This is a genomic window from Propionivibrio sp., assembly GCF_049316945.1.
GTDB lineage: Bacteria > Pseudomonadota > Gammaproteobacteria > Burkholderiales > Rhodocyclaceae > Propionivibrio.
In genome coordinates this window covers 1-17,681 of sequence record NZ_JBMOJE010000103.1, presented here as the reverse complement: position 1 = coordinate 17,681, position 17,681 = coordinate 1, and the positions used below count along the sequence as shown (strand labels likewise).

The following is a 17,681-nucleotide window of genomic DNA, read 5'->3' as shown; positions in this document are numbered from 1 at the left end:
TGGCATGCCATTTCGATTTGTCAAACCGGGAAGTTATTTCGTAGGCGTTCCTTAGTCACTTTCACTGCGGTTTTTAGGCTCAGTCCTCAGGAAGGTTTTCTGCATCCGGGGATAAGGCATCGGCGAATCCGAAAAGTCTGAAATCCCGGATTCGCATCGGGTAAAGAATGCCGTCAAGATGGTCGCACTCATGCTGGACAACGCGGGCATGAAAGCCGTCGACCGAGCGCTCGATCGGCTGTCCGCAGGGGTCGAAACCGGTGTAGCGCAAATGGCGCCAGCGCGGTACTGAACCGCGCAGTCCGGGCACCGACAGGCAGCCTTCCCAGGCCTCCTCGATCTCATCCGAAAGCGGCGTCAGCTCGGGGTTGATCAATATCGTATAGGGAACGCTACCGGCCTCTGGATAGCGCGGATTATCCTCGAAACCAAAAATTACCACGCGAAGACCGACACCGATCTGTGGCGCTGCCAGACCCGCGCCATCGAGGTGGAGCATGGTCTCCTGCATATCGGCAATCAGGGCGTGCAGTTCCGGCGTAGCGAAAAAATCGACCGTGCGCGCCTGCTGCCACAGGCGCGGATCGCCCATTTTAAGGACGGGTCTGATTGCCACAGCCGACCATTTTTTCGATGATGGTACGCACATTGCCCATCGACTCGTGCAACACCCCCTGAATCGACTCGAAACTGATTCCGGTAAGGCTGTCGGCGCGGCCGGCCGCGTAATTGGCCACCACACTGATGGCCGCATAGGGCACCGCCAGTTCGCGTGCCAGGGCGGCCTCGGGCATACCCGTCATACCCACCACGTCAGCGCCATCACGTTCATAGCGGTTGATCTCGGCAGCGGTTTCGAGGCGTGGCCCCTGGGTTGCGGCGTAAACCGAGGAGTTGCTCACCGGAATACCGGCAGCCCGCGCCGCCGTGATCAGTTGCTCACGCAAGATGCGGTCATAGGGTTCGGTAAAGTCGATATGCGTGAGCGTGCAATCCAGTCCTTCGTGGAAGGTGGATTTTCGACCCCAGGTGTAGTCGATGATCTGATGCGGAATAACCACGTCGCCGGGTTTGAGGTCAGCCCGGATACTGCCGACCGAAGCCACTGAAATGATGCCAACCGCCCCACACTTGCTGAGCGCCCAAATGTTCGCCCGGTAATTCACCTCATGCGGTGGAATCGTATGGCCATAACCGTGTCGCGCCAGAAAAGCGATGGGATGGCCAAAAATCTGGCCGAACGTCACGGCACCCGATGGCTCACCATAAGGCGTGCGCAGCACCTCGCGATGTGAGACATCCAGATTGGCCAGTTGCGACAGACCACTACCACCGATAACAGCCAGCATCTCATTCATCCTTTACGGCGTAGATTGCCGGGAGATTCCGCCACGCGCCACGCACGTCCATGCCATAGCCGAACACGAAGCGATCCGGAACCGTCAGCGCGACAAAATCCGCCTTGATCGGTTTTACCTTGCCGTTCAACTTGTCGGTTGCTACGGCCGTATAACAGGCCTTGGCACCAAGCTGCTTCATGCGCTCGACAATGGCGGCCAGCGTCAGCCCTTCATCAAGAATGTCATCGACGACAAGAACGGTGCGTCCCTTGACCGGAGTCCACGGCGCAGCACGCCACGACAGTGCGCCCCCGGCGGTATCCTGACCGTAGCGCGTAACGTGCATGTAGTCGAAATCGAGCGGGAAATTCAACTGGGTCATCAAATTTCCGGCAAAAGGCACGCCGCCACTCATTACACAGAGCAGCAAGGGATTGGTGTCGCCCAGTTTCTCGGTAATTTCGCCGGCAACACGACTGACCGCCGCTGCGACCGTTTCTGCCGTGTGGATGAGTTCCGCCGCCGCCAGAAGATCCTTCGCGTTTTGTGTGTCGGTCATGCTTTTTCCAGATGAGCCAGATAGTCAGAAAAGGCGCTGCCCACTTCCGGATGGCGCCGGCCAAACTCGACGGTTGCCTGCAAGTAGCCCAGCTTTGAACCGCAGTCGAAGCGTGTTCCTACATAGCGATAAGCCAGAACCTGCTCTTCAAGGAGCATTGCGGCGATACCGTCGGTAAGCTGAATCTCTCCGCCGGAGCCCGGCGTAACGCGCTCCAGATGATGAAAAATACGTGGCGTCAGGATGTAGCGACCGACCACCGCCAGGGTCGACGGCGATTCATCGGGTTTCGGCTTTTCGACGATAGCTTCGATACGTTCAACGCGCTCGGCAACCGTGCTCGACTTGACGATGCCATAGCTGGCGGTCTCTGAACGCGGCACGTCCAGCACACCCAGCACCGAACAGCGGTAGTAGTCGTAGGTATCGGCCATCTGCTTCATGACTGGCGGTTCGTTATCGAGCAGATCGTCGGCCAATAGCACGGCAAAAGGCTCGTCGCCAATCACCGGTTTGGCGCAAAGAACGGCATGGCCAAGGCCGAGAGCTTCTGACTGGCGAATGTAGATGCAGTTGATGTTCCTGGGCAGCAGGTTCTGGACGAACTCGAGCATTTCGGTTTTTTTCTTCAGCGCCAATTCGCTTTCGAGTTCGTAAGCCTTGTCGAAATGATCTTCAATGGCACGCTTGGTCCGGCCGGTGACGAAAATCATATCGGTAATGCCGGCCGCCACCGCCTCCTCAACGGCGTACTGGATCAGCGGCTTGTCGACGATCGGCATCATCTCTTTCGGACTGGCCTTGGTGGCCGGCAGAAAGCGCGTACCGAGACCGGCGACTGGAAAAACAGCTTTGGTTACTTTTTTCATTGAAAATCAATTCCCGAGTAAGACAGCGAAATTGTTATTAGAACCCTTTTGCCAAGCTAGTAGTCAGTCACTATGAAACTGATGGACAGCCGTCATTCCGGCGAAGGCCGGAATCCAGTGGTGCGCTACTGGATTCCGGGTCAAGCCCGGAATGACGGGATTATTTACGCCAGATCCAATCTGACTGACTACTAGATACCCTGCCGGGTGCATGGCTGCAGACCTCATGTATAAACGATCTACAAGCAAATGGCCTGGAGAGTGGCGTATTCATTGAATCCCCATCTTTCCTGCTTGTAGATCGCCGATTGGCGAGGCTTGCAGAGGATGTTTCCCTGCGCCAATCTTGCTACAAAATTCAAAACAGTTTATCGGCATTCACCATGCTATTGATCCAGCAGAGTTCGCAATTGTGCCTCATCGATCACCGTCACGCCCAGTTCCTGCGCCTTTTCCAGCTTGGAACCTGCCTCCGCACCGGCGATCACAAAATCGGTCTTCTTCGAAACCGACCCGCTGACCTTGCCGCCGGCCGCTTCGATCAAGGCCTTGGCGTCTTCACGCGTCAGCGACGGCAGTGTTCCGGTCAGCACCAGCACCTTGCCGGCCAGGGCACTGACCGCCACTGGCTGCGCTTCACCTTCAGGCCAGACCACGCCCGCCGCACGCAACTGCTCGACGACTTCCAGATTATGCGGCTCGGTGCAGAATTGCCGCAAACACTGGGCCACCACCGGGCCGACATCGCCAACCTGCATCAACTCTTCTTCGTCCGCAACAAGAACCCGGTCCACGCAGCCAAAATGACGCGCCAGATCCTTGGCGGTTGTTTCTCCGACGTTACGAATACCCAAGGCGTAGATGAAGCGCGCCAGCGTCGTATGCTTGCTTTTCTCGATGGCGGCGAGCAGATTTGTCGCCGATTTTTCGGCCATGCGGTCAAGGTTGGCCAGCGCCAACAGCCCCATTCTGTAGAGATCGGCCGGCGTTCTGACGATATCGCTATCGACCAGTTGCTCGACGAGTTTATCGCCCAGCCCTTCGATATCCATGGCCCGGCGCGAAGCAAAGTGCAGCAGCGCCCGCTTGCGCTGGGCCGGGCAATACAGCCCGCCACTGCAGCGCGCCACCGCTTCATCCTCGGCCCGAACCACTTGCGACGCGCAGACCGGGCAGGACTTCGGCATGATGAACTCGGGCGCCAGGATCGGCCGCTTTTCATGCAACACGCGCACCACTTCCGGAATCACGTCCCCAGCCCGCCGGACTATGACCGTGTCGCCAATCCGGACATCCTTGCGCCGAATCTCGTCCTCATTGTGCAGCGTGGCGTTGGTCACCGTCACACCGCCGACAAAAACCGGCGCCAGACGGGCTACCGGCGTCAGCGCACCAGTGCGCCCCACCTGGATATCGATGCCCAGCACCTCGGTACTGGCTTCCTCGGCAGGGAACTTGTGCGCGATGGCAAAGCGCGGTGCGCGCGAAACAAAACCGAGACGCTCTTGGGCCGCCAGATCATTGAGTTTATAGACCACGCCATCGATGTCGTAAGGCAACGCCGCGCGCTTGGCACCAATCTCGGCGTAGTAATCGAGCAGGCCGGCAACACCCGAAACACAACGCCGCTCACCGGCGACCGGCAAATCCCAGGTCACCAACAGATCGAGCAACGCCGAATGCGTTGGCGGCAGAATGGCCCCTTCGGCAACACCAATCCCGTAGGCAAAGAAGCGTAGCGAACGCGCGGCGGTAATCCGTGAATCGAGCTGGCGCAGACTGCCAGCGGCCGCGTTGCGCGGATTGACGAACTCCTTCTCACCTTTTTCTCGCTGGCGGGCGTTGAGACGATCAAAATCACTGCGCAGCATCAGCACCTCGCCGCGCACCTCCAGCAGTCGCGGCCAACCAGAGCCCTGCAGACGCAGCGGCAGGTTGCCGACGGTACGCAAATTCACCGTCACGTCCTCGCCGGTGCTGCCATCGCCGCGCGTCGCGCCACAGGTAAAGACGCCGTTCTCGTAAATCAGGCCAACGGCCAGGCCATCGAACTTGGGTTCGGCTGAATACTCGACATCACCAATCTCGTCGCCTCCATCAAGCCCTTCCCGCACTCGACGGTCGAAGGCCAGAACTTCGTCGTCTGAAAAAGCGTTGTTCAGCGATAGCATCGGCGTGCGATGCGCGACCGACTTGAACTCTGGCAGGGGTGCAGCGCCGACCCTTTGCGTCGGCGAATCGGCACTCGCCAACTCTGGATGCTCCGCCTCAAGCGCCTGCAATTCGCGAAACAGGCCGTCGTAGTCGGCATCGGCAATCAGCGGCGCATCAAGGGCGTAATACTGTCGATTATGCTTCTCGATCTCGGCCCGCAACTCCAGGACACGCTGGCTGACGCTCATCGGTAACCAGCCCGGCTCAGAGGTTGTGAAAATATCAAAAATCCACCGCAGAGACGCAAAGGGGCAAAGAAAACGCAGAGAAACCCCACTGTTTTTAAAGGTTTTCTCTGCGAAACCTCTGCGCCTTTGCGGCTCTGCGGTGGGTGTTCAGGCATTTTTTCACAACCTCTCAGGAGAACAATCGTCGCGCCAGCGGCCCACCGGCCGGCAGGCTTTGTGCCGCCATCAGCGACTGGTAATGTCGAACCTGCAGACGGATCGGTTCAAGGGCGCCCTCAGAAAGGGGGCGTCGATTGTCATCGACCAGGGCGCCGCGCAGGACATCGGCAAAACGCTTCGCCAGATCGACCATCTGATTGAATACGCGTTCGCCGTGCGCCACGCACGGAACATCGAGCAGGAACGTCAAGCCATGGGTAGTCATGGTCTTCATCGCCTCGGCTGAAAACCCCGACGCTTCCTGATTGAGCAGCACATAGAGCACATTGCCGTCATCGTCATGGCGGACAAAACGCCCTTCGTCATCGATCACCATGCCGGCCGCCTCGGCCAGCGCACGCAGTTTGGTACCAGGAAAAACCTGCCCCTGGCTGATTACATTGATTCCGATCTGAATGTCGACGCTAGCGCAAAACTCATCAACCTTTGCTGCGATTTCCAGCGCCGGTTGACGAGGTGGCAAGTCGGCAATGGCCATCAACTCATCGGCCAGATCCTGTATGGCAATATGGAAAACCGACAGGTCGCCGTTGGCCAAGGGCCCCCGACGGTCAACCAGTTGCACGCCGACCCGGATGCGGCGGTATTCGCTTTCACCGTCATCGATAATGGTTTCCCACTCGCGTGTAAGCTCGTTGTAGCCAATCCAGTGAACCGGTTTTTTGACACGCGCCAAAACATCCCGCTGCGCTTCGAGTATCTGGTAAGCCGAGGCCGGCTCAACGGCTTCAAAGGACGCCACATAATCAATAATCGGGGAAAGCAAATGGAAAGGCTCGATAACCTCCCTGGTATCCATGACTTCATCCTGGAGTGGTGCAGAAGCAGGCTCGAAGGCGGGGACAGACTTGGCCTCCATCTCGACAGAAGGCTCATGGCGCGCCATTGCCGGCTCCTGTGGCTCCAGAAACTTTCCCAAAACCGGCTCGATGCGTTCATTGGAGGGCGCACGCATGGCCCGGTTATCAGCAATCTCTAACGACGAAGCTACTGTTGGCGTCACCGGCGCTTCCGGCTCAACTTCAGGCTCACTGGCAACATAGCCAGAGCCTGTTGCGCCAACCTCCGGTTCGTCAATCAGAACATCCGCATGCCGACCATTCAAAAGCCGTTCCGCAAGTTTGCGGTGCCTGTATTCCTGCCATTGATTGTAGGCCACCACACCTACAACGGCGGTGACCCCGAGGCCAATCATACCCATTTGCAGTTCGGTCATCTCTCTTTTCCTAAACGATCTGCTCGCGCATGCGCAGAGCTTCTTCCATGTCGACCTCAACGATACGCGAAACACCGGATTCCTGCATCGTTACGCCAACGAGTTGCTGCGCCATTTCCATCGCGATCTTGTTGTGGCTGATAAACAGAAATTGCGTGTTGGTGGACATGCGTCGCACCATCGCGCAAAAACGTTCGGTATTGGTATCGTCCAGCGGTGCATCGACTTCGTCAAGCAAGCAGAACGGTGCCGGATTGAGCTGGAACATGGAAAAAACCAGTGCAATCGCGGTCAATGCTTTTTCACCACCGGAAAGCAGGTGGATCGTCGAGTTTTTCTTGCCCGGCGGCTGCGCCATGACTTGCACGCCGGAATCGAGAATTTCATCGCCGGTCATGGTCAGACCGGCCTCGCCACCGCCGAACAGAATCGGGAAAAGTTCGCCAAAGCTGCGGTTCACCGAGTCATAGGTCGTTTGCAGCAATTCACGCGTTTCACGATCAATGCGGCGAATGGCGTTTTCCAGTGTTTCCAAGGCCTGCGTCAGGTCTTCCGACTGCGCGTCGAGATATCCCTTGCGTTCGCGCGCCGATTCCAGTTCGTCGAGTGCCGCCAGATTGACCGCGCCAAGCGCTTCGATCGACCGTTGCAGCCCGGTAATCGCGCTTTGCAGCGGCCCGACACGGGCACCGGCCAAGTCACCGATCAGACTTTGCTCATTGGCCTGCACTTCAAGCAATTGTGCTGCAAGCTGGTCGAAATTAAGGCTGGCCGCCTGCTCCTTCAACTTCAGTTCGCTGATCCGTTCGCGCAAGGGTTCGAGACTATGCTCGATCCGCATGCGCTGTTCTTCCAGGGTGCGCAGCATGGAGGTCGCCGCTTCCAGCGCATCGCGCATATTGGCCAGCGCCTGCTCGCGGGAAACCCGCTGATCGAGCGCCTCCTGAAGCCTGGGCTCAAGATCCTCGGCCTGCATGGCCTCGGCGCTTTCAGTGCAGCGCGCCAACTCGTCAACGATGCGTTCGATCTGCTTGCACGCCAGTTCTCGGCTACGGATGATTTCCTCGATCTTGCTGCGGCATTCCCTTTGCGAAAACTGCGCCTCGCGCAACTCGCGTTCGACACCATTGACCTGCTCGCGCTGGTCTCGTAACACCCGTTCAGCCTGTTCGAAACTCGCCTTCGCCGCATCCATAACCAATTGCAACTGGCGAATCTGCTCGCGTTGCACCTCGATGGCGTCATCGGCACTCTGCAAGCGCACGTTTTCGCCTTCTTCCTCGACGGCCATTTCGGCCAGGCTGGCGTCGATCTGCGCCTGTCGCTCGCGGAAGCGCTCCAGCGCCTGTGCCAGTTTGAGCGTTTCAACCTGAATGGCGTGCGCCCGTTCCTGCAGGTCGTTGAGTTCCTTGCGTGATTCCTGCAAGGCGTTCTGCACATCGACCATGCGCGCTTCGATTTCCGCCAGCCGCGCCTGCTCCTGCTCAACCCGATCCTCGCGTTGCGCGATCAGCCCGCCGAGTTCCTCGATCTCGCGCTGCCGTTCAAGCAGGCCATGCTCTGCGGCGTCCGGTGCAAACAACGTGACGCTCTGCCGGCTGACCACATCGCCACCTGGCGTGACGCAGCAGGCGGCGCCACTCAGGCGCTCGCGGCGGGCCAGTGCGGAGGCCAGATCAGGCGCTGTAGATACCTCGCCAAGCCAGTCGGCGAGAATGGACGCGAGTTTCGGTTCGTCGCAACGAATGCGCGCCAGCAGGCGGTCAGCGCCAATGCTTGCCGTTGCGCCATCGACCGGCAACAGCAAGGTCAGTTTGCTGCCCGGCCGGTCCTTGCTCCATGCCGGATCGGCGTGCTCGGCGGTCAGCGCGCTGATCCGCTCGCGCAGGACGGCCTCGACAGCATCTTCCCACCCGGCCTCGACGTGCAATGATTTCCACAAGGGCTGGCGATTATCCAGCCGATGCCGATGCAGCCAGTCACCCAGCTTGCCGTCGCCCTGCACGCGCTTCTGCAACTGCTCCAGCGCAGCACGGCGGGCGTGGGCTTCGGCACGCTCCTTCTGCACATGCTGCACTTCGGCCAGCACCTCCCGGCGCTGCTGTTCGAGCTGCGGCAACTGCTGCTGCTTGATGACCTGTTCTTCCTGCGCTTCAACGATTCGCTGGCGCAATTCGGCCAGTGCTTCCTGCTTGAATTCATACTCGTCGCTGTCGGGAACAGGCAGCGCCCCGCGCTCCTGCGCCAGACGCTCGCGACGACCGGCGATGATCTGCAGCGAGCGCTGGGCATGGCCGCGATTGGCCTGCTCGACCTGCAAGCGCTGCTCGGTCTGGGCCACGACGGCACGCTGACGATTGACTTCTTCCTGCGCACGGGCGTGGGCTTCCTCGGCCAGCGGCAGACGCTCCTGCTGCGCGGCCAGACGCATTTCGCCCTGTTCGACGCGCTCATCGGCCACTAACGACAACTCCAGCCAGCGGCTATGGTCGGCGTCCAGTTTCTCGACCTGATCCTGCCAGTGCACCTGGTCATCAGTCAATTGCGCCAGGCGCGATTCATATTCGTGCTGCGATTCGCGGCGGTGGCGAATTTCGGCTTCAAGCCGCGCCACCTCGGCATTGGCCGTAAACAGACTGCTTTGCGCGCCATGCACGCCATCACTGGATGAAAAATGGCTTTCCCGCGCTTCTTCAAGCCGGGCTTCGGTTTCACGCAAGGCGGCGTTCTGCGCCTCAAGCTCAATCGTCGCCCGCTCGACTTCACGCGCCAGGCGTTCGCGTTCCGCCTGCGCATCGTTGCGTTTGAGCAACCACAGCACTTGCTGCTTGCGCGTCAACTCATCGCTGAAACCTCGGTACTGCCTAGCCACGGCCGCCTGCCCTTCCAGACGTTCAATCTGCGCGCCAAGCTCCAGCCGGATATCCTCGACGCGCGACAGGTTGTCTCGCGTATCGGCCATACGGCTCTCGGTTTCCTTGCGCCGTTCCTTGTATTTGGTAACGCCGGCCGCCTCTTCGAGAAACACCCGCAACTCATCGGGTCGTGCCTCGATAATGCGTGAAATCGTCCCCTGCCCGATGATGGCGTAGGCGCGCGGACCGAGACCGGTGCCCAGGAACAGGTCGGTAATATCCTTGCGCCGAACGTGCAGGTTATTGATGTAGTACTCGGACTGCCCGCTGCGCGTCAGCAAGCGCTTGACCGACAACTCGGCGTATTGCGACCACTGGCCGGCAATGCGCCCGAGCGAATTGTCGAAAACCAGCTCGACTGCCGCCCTGGACACCGGCTTGCGCGTACTGGAACCATTGAAGATAACGTCCTGCATCGACTCGCCACGCAATTCCGAGGCTTTCGACTCGCCCAGAACCCAGCGCACGGCATCCATCACATTGGATTTTCCGCAGCCATTGGGACCAACGACCCCGACCAGTTGCCCTGGCAGGGCAATCGTTGTCGGATCGACGAAGGACTTGAAACCGGCAAGTTTGAGTTTTGTCAGACGCATCAAATAGAACGCAGCCTTGGAGGCTGCGTGGGTAATGGTTCCTGGAAGCATTGCATGACGCCGCAATGGCATCGTTCGACGATTATAATAGCATCCTGCACGCCTGAATCGCTTGAACCCGGACCAATGATGACCACCAAACCCGCAAAAACACTCGAAACCTTTCCCAATCCTGCCCCGCAGCGCGATTTTCATATTCACATGGAGATTCCCGAATTCACCTGCCTGTGCCCGAAAACCGGCCAGCCGGACTTCGCCACGCTGATTCTCGACTACATTCCGGAAAAAGCCTGCGTCGAACTGAAGAGCCTCAAGCTTTACACCTGGTCATTCCGCGACCAGGGCTGTTTCCATGAAGACGTGACCAATCGCATCCTCGACGATCTGGTGAAAGCCACCCAACCCCGCTTCATGCGCCTGACGGCAAAGTTCTATGTACGCGGCGGCATCTTTACCAATATTGTCGCCGAACACCGGGAAGAAGGCTGGACGCCAGCGCCGAAAGTAGAACTTGCCGAATTTGCCACCCAATCCAATATCCGAGGCTGAAACCATGACTACCGAATCAACAGTGCAAGCACAACTTCCCGACAACCTGCTCGACCGTCTTGAAACCCTGCTCGACGACCCGGCGCTACTCGAAGCCATGCGCCTGGACGAAATCCAGGGCTATCTCTGCGCCGCCCTCTCCGGCCCGCAACCGATCCCGGAAGAAGACTGGCTGGCCGATGCGCTGGGCAGCGAAGAAGCGCTGGACACCGAAGCTGGCCGCGAAGCCGCCGAACTGCTACGCGCCTTTGCCGTGGCACTGGAAGAAGTACTGACCAACGGCGAACCGCCCGTCCTCCTGCTCTACCCCAAAGACGACGATGAGAACGGCCCGAGCGACTACCTCCCCTGGTGCCAGGCCTATCTGGCCGGCGTCGACGCCGCCGAAGATGACTGGTTCGAGTTCCTGGGCGAAGAAGAAGGTACCGAGGACAGCGAAGAAATCAGCTACCTCGACGAACGCCTCTTCCCGTTGATGCTGCTCACCGGCGAAGCCGAAGCCGCTGCCCTGGAACATGGCGAAGCGTGGGCTGAAGGCGAAGAGCGTGCGCAGGTCGAAAACGACTGCGAGGAAGACCTGCCGCAAGCCGTAGCAGACATCTACCGCTTCTGGATAGCCAAACGCGGCACGCAACCCATCCGCCGCTAAGAACCCAGGATCGGCCGCAACTAACGAATCTTGCCCCTGCGGCAGCGGCAAGAAATACAAGCAATGCTGCGGGGCGAGTTAACGGCTTTTAAATAAAAACAGCAGGGGTCGATCCGGAATCATGGAAATTCCGCCGCATTTAACCCTATCACTATTGCGCTACGGCAATCAGCCCGATGCTCCGGGACAGGGCGCAAGAATGATCGTTCCCGTTTCTTCGATACCCGGCAGGAAATGGGTGAGCGGCTGGCAGTCGCCTTGAAAGCATAACTCGTAGCCGGTGGTGTAGGGCGAATGTGCCAGTATCAGGCGCTCCATCGGAGCAACCGCCGGTCGGTAGTGCCAGGCGCCATCAAGCAATACGGCGCCCTCTGGCGGTTCCATGCCGGCGCCGCTGCCCTTGATGCGGGCTTCGACGATCTGCAATTGCCGACTCTCGATCCGCCAATCTTCCTCCCAGCGCACCTTTTCGACGGAATGCATCCAGGCTAGCGTAAATGACTGGATGACCAGGGCGGCCGAGATCGCGCCGGAAGTCAGGCACAGGGATATCACGGCTTGCGGCTGCGCAGCCAGTGCCAGGCAACAAACACAGCGGCAGCGGCAAAGCCTAGCTCGTCGGTAACCGGTAGGGCGACAACCAGCAGGAAGGCGGCGGCCGTAGTGACCACGCGCTCGATCATGTTGAGCGGCGACCACAGGTAACCAATGGCCGCACTTCCCCACAAAAAAATTGCCAGCGTGGCCTTGAACACAATATAAACAACGGCCATGACGGTGGGGTCACCCTGCAACATCAACGCCGGATCATAGACGGCCATGAAGGGAACAACGAAGCCGGCAATGGATATCTGCGTAGCCTTGTAGCCGATCTTCATGGGTGAAGCCTTGGCGATTGATGCGGCGGCGTAAGCGGCCAGGGCGATGGGCGGGGTCAGGTCGGCGATGATGCCAAAATAGAAGACGAACATGTGGCTAATGATCAGCGGCACACCGAGTTGTAGCAGTGCCGGCCCGGCGATCGAACTGGTAACGATGTAGGTAGGGATGGTCGGAAGACCTGTGCCAAGAACCAGGCACACCACCATGGTCAGCAAGAGTGAGAGGAAGAGGCTCTTTTCACCGACTTCGAGAATGAATCCGGCGAAGTTTGACGCCGCACCGGTCAGCGACAGCACGCCAATGATGATGCCGACGATGGCGCAGGCGATACCAACCACCAGCGCTTGCTTGGCCCCATCGGCCAGCGCCATCTTCATCGTATGCAGGGTTTCCTGACCGCCTTTAACGAAAAAGTTGGCCAGGATCAGTCCGCCGATAACGCCAAGCACCGGGACGATTCCCCACTTGGCGAAAGACGCGGCACCGAGCCCCAGTGCAAACCAGAATACATAGCGCAAAGCAGTGATGGAAATACGGGCGGAGAGCGCCACACCCAGAATCAGGATGGCCGTCAGCGCCAGCCCCATCATGCCGGAGAACATCGGCGTAAAACCGTGGAAGAGCATATACACCAGCGCTGCCAGCGGCACCGCGAGATGCCAGCTTTCCTTGAGAGCCAGCCAGGGATTCGGGCACTGATCCTTGGGTACGCCGAAGAGTTTCAGGCGGCCAGCTTCAAGATGCACCATCCAGAAAGCAGTAAGGTAGTAGAGCATGGCCGGAATGATCGCCGCTTTGACAATTTCGGCATAAGGTACGTTGAGCATTTCGGCCATGATGAAGGCCACGGCCCCCATCACCGGCGGCATGATCTGGCCGCCCATCGAAGCCGTGGCCTCGACGGCGCCGGCAAATACCGAGGTGTAACCGAAGCGTTTCATCAGCGGGATGGTGAACTGGCCAACCGTCATCACGTTGGCCACGCCGGAACCGGAGATGGTGCCCATCAACCCCGAGGAGATCACCGCCACTTTCGCCGGCCCGCCTTGCGATTGGCCAACTAGGCCGAGCGCAACTGCATTAAACAGGCGAATCATGCCGGCATGTTCGAGGAAGGCTCCGAACAGAATGAAGAGGAAGATGTAGGTTGCCGAGACCAGTGTCGGAATGCCGAGAATGCCGTCGCTACCGAGGTAAAGCTGGCTGACGACCTGATCGAAACCGAAGCCACGGTGGGCAATTTCAAGCGGCAGATACTGGCCGAAGAAACCGTAAGCGAGAAATGCTCCGCAGAGCAACGGCAAGGCCCAGCCCATGACCCGCCGTGCAGCTTCGAGAACAAGCACGGTGGCCAGCGTAGCGACGACCAGATCGGCCGTATTTGGATCGCCCGAACGTTCGATAAGATCCGCTTCGAAAAGCAGATGGTAGAAGCCGACCGAGAAACCGCCGACAGCGAGTAGAACGTCATACCACGGCACATTTCGCTCATAGCGCCCCTTGCTGCGCGCCGGATAGAGAATAAAAATGAGCAGCAGCAGGAAGCTGACATGCAAGGCCCGGATGATTAGGCTCGAGTAAGGCTGAAATGCAGCGACCGCAATCTGGTAGGCCGAGAAGGACAGCGCGGCGAACATCGCAATTCGTGCCGCCCAGCCGGCCAGCTGACGCTGGTGTGCGTATTCCTCAAAATCGGAAGCTTCGGGAGCCACGTTGGCAATGCGGTCGATAATACTATCGGTCATGCCATTTCTTTCTGTGATCTCAAAAAAAACCGGTCACTGCAGGGTAAATTTGTTCTAACCATCCGCCGTTATTCCGGCGAAGGACGGAATCTGACCGCCCTTGGGGTGCAGAGCCAGATTCGTCCATCTGCTCAAAATGTTAAAAGACCTGTTTGATAAACGAACTGGATTCCGGGTCAAGCCCGGAATGACGGTAAATCAATGGGTTAGCGGTAGAACAAATTTACCGTGCCGGTCACTGCAAGAGATGCAACGACCGAGTCAGAATCTGTATTGGTGCACAGCCGCTGCCTACTTCAGCAGACCAACCTCGCGGTAGTACTTCTCAGCGCCCGGATGCAGCGGAGCGGGCGGCGCCTTGGCGGCATTTTCCCTTTTGATCGCCCTGGCGGCCGAGTGTGCAGCAACCATTTGATCAATGTTTTCGAACATCGACTTGGTCATCGCATAGACCGTTGCGGTCGAAACACCTTCATGCGTAACGAGATAGTTCTGCACGGCGATCGACTGCACTTCGGTGTTCTGCCCTTCATAGGTCTTGGCGGGAATGATGCCGAGCTGGAAGGCAGAATCGTTGATCCTGGCTACAATTTCAGCCGGAATCGGAATGAAAACAACTTGTTGCGAGCTCGCCAGATCACGTAGTGCAGCAACGCCGAGACCGGAAGAAATCAGCGTGACGTCGATCTGCCGATTTTTCAGTAGCTCAACCGATTCGGCGTACGAAAGGTATTCCACCCTGGAAAAATCCTTGTAGCTCATCCCGGCAGCTTTGATGATCTCCCGCGAATTGAGTTCGGTGCCGGACTTGGGCGCGCCAACCGAAATCCGCTTGCCCTTGATATCTGCAAGCGACTTGATTCCGGAGTCAGCCGAGGCGACGAGATGGATGTAGTTCGGATAGAGTGCGGCAATCGTGCGCAGCCTTTTCAGGGGCGTCTTGAAACTGGCTTCTTCATTGCCTCTCCAGGCATCCGACAGCGAATCCCCCAAGGAAATGGCGGCTTCACCACGACCGGCCTGCAGCAGGTTGAGATTTTCCACGCTGGCCTTGGTCGCCTGGACAGCCGTTTTAGAATCCGGAATTGCCTTGCTGTAAATCTGCGAAAGTGCAACGCCGAGCGGATAATAGACGCCGCTGGTGCCACCCGTAAGGACGTTAATGAACTCGGCGGAATGCGCCGGAACTGAGAAAAAGGCTGTGACGACACTGAAAACAAGGGTATGGCGCAGTGAGGATTTCATCGGGTTTTCTCAAGTGAGTCGTAACTGGATTAATCAATTAGCTGCAGATTTTCTGATTTCAAGACAACAAATTAGGCTAATAAATTCAGCAATAAGTTCATTTTCACCCCCAGTCTCCGAGTCAGCATCTTGAAGAATCTGACAATGAAAATAGGTATTGCCCGACGCAAAACGGTCGCAGACGACTTCGGATCGTGTGCTTGAAACTCCTTTCCTTCTACGGCCCTGAGCGTAAACCCTGTAAATCCAGTTGCTGAACTGATGAACAAGATCACTGCCAGAGACGTTTGTTCACCATTCGAACTACTGGCACAGGCCCAGAATGCGTTCTTCGGCTACGCATTTGGACACACCTGGAGGCCTTGAAAATGCTCTGGGTTTCTTGTCGAGACACGCGCGAAGCTCCCTGGTCGTTGGCGGATAGTAAGTCCATCCAGGTTGAAGATCGGGCAACTTCAGGCTGACCTCGCGCCATTTGGGATGCCCCTGTGCCTGCAATGTCGGAAAATTCTCACAAAGCGAGCGCGTAAACTGTGTAATGTGGCTTATCGTGTCCTTGAGGTTGTAGTCATAAGTAACCAAGAACGCGCCCACCGAGATAGTTGTGAAACTCTCCGTCAGCAGGTTCGGATAACTGCTCGCATTCATCGTGGCAGGCTTGTAGACGGTCAGCGGCAGTTTGCTTGTGGGATGGTTGGGGTCAAACTTGAGTAGCTTGATAAGCTTCTTCGCCTCGGGCTTCATGTTGGCGATGATCGGCGCCGGCTGGCCTGCAGCGACCACAACGACATCAACTGACTTGTCGGTAATCAATTTGAGCAGCGCTTCCTCGTTTGAAAGAAAACTATCATTCGCTTCCGGTATTGGCCCATTGAACATCATCCGGTAGAGCGTATGTGATATCAACGCCGCGCCGCTTCCCACCAGTCCGCCGTTGATCTTTGCATTCTTGATGTCATGCAGGTAATTCATTTCGGAATCCGCTCGAACAATGTAATGAATCTCGGTGTTGTAGAGTGGAAGGATGACACGCAGTGGTCGGATGATCGAAGCGGCTTTCGTGTTGCCGCTAACCGCTCGATCAATAAAGGCCTGATATACGTCAGCCTGGACCACGGCAAACTTCACGCCTGGCTCTTGGCGCAAGAGTTTGATGTTTTCGGCCGACCCCGGAGTAGCCAAGACCTCGAGATTGATATCAGCACCCGGTGCGACGTATTTGGCGAGGTCCATACCTATCGCGTAATAGGTTCCTTTTTCCGATGCCGTCACGATCTTGTACTCAGCCACCGCAGCAGATTCACCACTCGACAGCAGCAGAGCTGCAGCAAAAAAAAACCCGCTGAATGTCCCTGAAATAGTGCGAATTAATTTGCCATCGGTTTGAATTGTCATGTTATCTAGTCCATGTTGTTGGAGATGATGTAATTACTCAGTCTCGCCGACGACGACAAAGTTCAATTAAAACGAGGCTCAAGGGGCGACGCACGTGACGCGTCGCAGCATCAGCTAAATTGCTCCCGGCGATTTCCCGGATTACGGCAGTCCGGAAGGATTGCCGGCGATCTGACTTATTGCCTTGCGCAGTTCGCTCACCTCTTGTTCGAGCCGGGCAATCCGGTCTTCCAGCGCGGCGTTGCTAGTCAAATCGCCATCGCGAACTTTACCTTGCTCTGCCGATAAACTCGGCTGACCACAGAGCAGGTGCGCCCAGCGATGCTCGCGCGATCCCGCCTGTTTGGCCAGCCTGGTCACCAGCGCACCGCTACTGCGTGCCGCAAGTTCTTCCAGATAGGCTTCGACTGAAGAGGCATCGTCAAAGCGGTAAAGCCGCTCGCAATTGGCGCGCAACTCGCTGACGGTTTGCGCGCCACGCAGCATCAGGATGGTGAGCAGGGCGATGCTGGCTGGCGGCAAGCCGTAGCATTTACCAAAATTTTGCGCATAACGCAGCACGCGGCCGGAGGCGCCGTAGGTTTCCAGTACCAGCACGCGGCGGCGCAGTTCCTCCAGCGACGCTTGTATCTCGCTATCGCTGGCATTCATCACCGGGTCGCGCGAACTCTTCTGATTGCAGCCAGCGGCCAGACTGTTCAAGGTCAGCGGGTAGGCGTCGGGGGTCGTCTTTTCCTTTTCGACCAGTACGCCGAGGATGCGTGCTTCCAGCAAGGTCAGCTCGGGCAGTGCATGGTTCATGTGGTTTTCTCTTTGGCTATCGGTGAAGGCGGCATTCTCCCAAGCGTTTGCCTTCGCAACAAGCAATTCCGTGTTTCTATTAGCTTTGTCGGCCCAACAATCTTCGCCGCAGGCAGGGCTGGAAGCCAATAAAGACGGCCTTCTTCGAGGCATTCCCTTGACCGCCAAAGGAACCGCCGATGAAGCAGCGATTACAGCGCAATCCTGACGCACGAACCGCGCCCCCATGATGGCGCAAGGGTTGGAGGCTGAGTTAAAAATAACGCATCGCGAAAACGCTAAACAAGCAATATTTGCTT

Annotated in this window: 16 protein-coding genes; 4 read left to right on the top strand and 12 right to left on the bottom strand. The window is 57.8% G+C overall.

The window, feature by feature from the left end; all coding sequences use genetic code 11:
* Nucleotides 1–79 precede the first annotated feature (79 nt).
* The 4 genes from def to galU are packed head-to-tail and all read right to left on the bottom strand — an operon-like array spanning nt 80 to nt 2,768.
* Nucleotides 80–649: a peptide deformylase gene (gene def / locus ACOYNV_RS19540; protein ID WP_422901484.1), complete on the bottom strand. Its 570-nt coding sequence runs from the start codon at nt 647–649 to the stop codon at nt 80–82.
* On the bottom strand, nt 594–1,349 hold the full coding sequence (locus ACOYNV_RS19535; protein ID WP_422901483.1) for an S-methyl-5'-thioinosine phosphorylase: 756 nt from the start codon (nt 1,347–1,349) through the stop codon (nt 594–596). The genes def and ACOYNV_RS19535 overlap by 56 nt, the downstream gene beginning before the upstream one ends.
* A gap of 1 nt (nt 1,350) precedes the next feature.
* Nucleotides 1,351–1,899, bottom strand: a complete 549-nt coding sequence (locus ACOYNV_RS19530; protein ID WP_422901482.1) for a hypoxanthine-guanine phosphoribosyltransferase — start codon at nt 1,897–1,899, stop codon at nt 1,351–1,353.
* Nucleotides 1,896–2,768: a UTP--glucose-1-phosphate uridylyltransferase GalU gene (gene galU / locus ACOYNV_RS19525; protein ID WP_422901481.1), complete on the bottom strand. Its 873-nt coding sequence runs from the start codon at nt 2,766–2,768 to the stop codon at nt 1,896–1,898. The genes ACOYNV_RS19530 and galU overlap by 4 nt, the downstream gene beginning before the upstream one ends.
* 72 nt (nt 2,769–2,840) lie before the next feature.
* Between galU and ACOYNV_RS19520 the strand changes: the two genes are divergently transcribed.
* Nucleotides 2,841–2,963: a hypothetical protein gene (locus ACOYNV_RS19520; protein WP_422901480.1), complete on the top strand. Its 123-nt coding sequence runs from the start codon at nt 2,841–2,843 to the stop codon at nt 2,961–2,963.
* A 191-nt stretch (nt 2,964–3,154) separates the two neighbouring features.
* On the opposite strand, the gene ligA is transcribed toward ACOYNV_RS19520, so the two are convergent.
* The 3 genes from ligA to smc all read right to left on the bottom strand — a co-directional run bounded on the left by ligA (nt 3,155) and on the right by smc (nt 10,116).
* On the bottom strand, nt 3,155–5,170 hold the full coding sequence (gene ligA / locus ACOYNV_RS19515) for an NAD-dependent DNA ligase LigA (protein WP_422901479.1): 2,016 nt from the start codon (nt 5,168–5,170) through the stop codon (nt 3,155–3,157).
* 169 nt (nt 5,171–5,339) lie between these two features.
* Nucleotides 5,340–6,605 (bottom strand): cell division protein ZipA C-terminal FtsZ-binding domain-containing protein, encoded by a 1,266-nt coding sequence (locus tag ACOYNV_RS19510; protein WP_422901478.1) that lies wholly within the window; start codon nt 6,603–6,605, stop codon nt 5,340–5,342.
* A 10-nt stretch (nt 6,606–6,615) separates the two neighbouring features.
* The gene (gene smc / locus ACOYNV_RS19505) at nt 6,616–10,116 is read right to left on the bottom strand and encodes a chromosome segregation protein SMC (RefSeq protein WP_422901477.1); all 3,501 of its coding nucleotides are present in this window, start codon (nt 10,114–10,116) and stop codon (nt 6,616–6,618) included.
* A gap of 126 nt (nt 10,117–10,242) precedes the next feature.
* Here smc and queF point away from each other — a divergent pair, with 126 nt between their 5' ends.
* Together queF and ACOYNV_RS19495 are read left to right on the top strand one after the other, a co-directional pair.
* Complete coding sequence (gene queF / locus ACOYNV_RS19500; protein WP_422901476.1) at nt 10,243–10,665, top strand: preQ(1) synthase; 423 nt, start codon at nt 10,243–10,245, stop codon at nt 10,663–10,665.
* A 4-nt stretch (nt 10,666–10,669) separates the two neighbouring features.
* Nucleotides 10,670–11,314 (top strand): YecA family protein, encoded by a 645-nt coding sequence (locus ACOYNV_RS19495; RefSeq protein ID WP_422901475.1) that lies wholly within the window; start codon nt 10,670–10,672, stop codon nt 11,312–11,314.
* Between the two features lie 168 nt (nt 11,315–11,482).
* On the opposite strand, the gene ACOYNV_RS19490 is transcribed toward ACOYNV_RS19495, so the two are convergent.
* The 5 genes from ACOYNV_RS19490 to ACOYNV_RS19470 all read right to left on the bottom strand — a co-directional run bounded on the left by ACOYNV_RS19490 (nt 11,483) and on the right by ACOYNV_RS19470 (nt 17,382).
* On the bottom strand, nt 11,483–11,869 hold the full coding sequence (locus ACOYNV_RS19490) for a DUF1850 domain-containing protein (protein WP_422901474.1): 387 nt from the start codon (nt 11,867–11,869) through the stop codon (nt 11,483–11,485).
* Nucleotides 11,866–13,941 (bottom strand): TRAP transporter permease, encoded by a 2,076-nt coding sequence (locus ACOYNV_RS19485; protein ID WP_422901473.1) that lies wholly within the window; start codon nt 13,939–13,941, stop codon nt 11,866–11,868. The genes ACOYNV_RS19490 and ACOYNV_RS19485 overlap by 4 nt, the downstream gene beginning before the upstream one ends.
* A 291-nt stretch (nt 13,942–14,232) precedes the next feature.
* Nucleotides 14,233–15,186 carry a TAXI family TRAP transporter solute-binding subunit gene (locus tag ACOYNV_RS19480; protein ID WP_422901472.1) on the bottom strand — a complete coding sequence of 318 codons (954 nt, stop codon included), beginning with the start codon at nt 15,184–15,186 and terminating at the stop codon, nt 14,233–14,235.
* Nucleotides 15,187–15,489: 303 nt separating this feature from the next.
* Nucleotides 15,490–16,581 (bottom strand): TAXI family TRAP transporter solute-binding subunit, encoded by a 1,092-nt coding sequence (locus ACOYNV_RS19475; RefSeq protein ID WP_422901471.1) that lies wholly within the window; start codon nt 16,579–16,581, stop codon nt 15,490–15,492.
* 141 nt (nt 16,582–16,722) lie between these two features.
* Complete coding sequence (locus ACOYNV_RS19470) at nt 16,723–17,382, bottom strand: YceH family protein (RefSeq protein WP_422901470.1); 660 nt, start codon at nt 17,380–17,382, stop codon at nt 16,723–16,725.
* On the opposite strand from ACOYNV_RS19470, the gene ACOYNV_RS19465 reads away from it, so the two are divergent.
* A complete protein-coding gene (locus ACOYNV_RS19465; RefSeq protein ID WP_422901469.1) occupies nt 17,381–17,590 on the top strand; it encodes a hypothetical protein in 210 nt (69 codons plus the stop codon). The two genes, ACOYNV_RS19470 and ACOYNV_RS19465, sit on opposite strands and share 2 nt — an antisense overlap.
* Nucleotides 17,591–17,681: the final 91 nt, after the last annotated feature.